Annotated in this window: 2 protein-coding genes; both read left to right on the top strand. The window is 69.9% G+C overall.

Annotated features, from left to right (window positions below):
* Positions 1-92 precede the first annotated feature (92 nt).
* Complete coding sequence (locus AOK24_RS25815; RefSeq protein WP_055722459.1) at positions 93-542, top strand: organic hydroperoxide resistance protein; 450 nt, start codon at positions 93-95, stop codon at positions 540-542.
* Positions 543-613: 71 nt separating this feature from the next.
* The coding region (locus AOK24_RS51165; protein WP_240554124.1) for a serine hydrolase at positions 614-899 on the top strand (286 nt) is incomplete at its 3' end.

Genomic DNA, 899 nt, shown 5'->3' on the forward strand with positions numbered 1-899 from the left:
ACCCCCGGTTACCACCCCCGCCCCCACCACACCTACCTACCGGCCAGTACCTTGTGCACAAGGCAACTGGGCAAACCGGGGGAGGTCCCGCCATGACAGAAGGCGCTGCTGCCGTCGACACGCGTCCGACGAAGATCATGTACGTCGCGGAGGCGACGGCGCACGGCGGTCGGGACGGGTACGTGACCAGCCAGGACGGCCAGATCGAGCTGCGTGTGGCGATGCCGCCGGAGCTGGGCGGCGACGGCAACGGCACGAACCCGGAGCAGCTGTTCGCGGCGGGCTACAGCTCGTGTTTCCACAACGCGCTGATCCTGGTCGGCAACAGGTCGGGCTACGACCTGACGGGCTCGACCGTCGCCGCGAAGGTCGGCATCGGCCCGAACAGGACCAAGGGCTACGGCCTCGCGGTCGCCCTCAGCGTCTCCCTCCCCATCCTGGACGCGGAGATCGCGGCCCAGCTGGTGGACGCCGCGCACCAGGTCTGCCCGTACTCGAACGCGACGCGCGGGAACATCGACGTAACGATTCTCCTGGGCTGACGCGGCCAAGGAATCGCAGGTCGGCCCAGGACGTTGCAGCAGACGTCGAAGGCCAACCCGAGAGGACCACGGTGAACGGCACAGTCGCCGAGGGCTACGAACCCGTGAGAGCCGCGTTCGCGCGGAACTTCGAGACGCTGGGCGACCAGGGCGCGTCGGTCGCCGTGTACCACCACGGTCGTAGAGTCGTACACCTCTGGTACGGCACCCAGGACGTCACCGGCTCCACCCCGTGGGTGGAGGGCACGGCCCAGATCGTCCGCTCGGCGACGAAGGGCGTCGCGGCGGCGGCCGTCCTCCTGCTCCACCAGCGCGGCGTCCTGGACCTGGACGCCCCGGTGGGCGCGTACTGGCCGC

Origin of the sequence: Streptomyces niveiscabiei, from assembly GCF_001419795.1 — a bacterium.
GTDB lineage: Bacteria > Actinomycetota > Actinomycetes > Streptomycetales > Streptomycetaceae > Streptomyces > Streptomyces niveiscabiei.

Excerpts from the sequence above, each read along its gene's own strand:
- AOK24_RS25815 (WP_055722459.1), top strand. The coding sequence starts at position 93 with ATGACAGAAGGCGCTGCTGCCGTCGACACGCGTCCGACGAAGATCATG.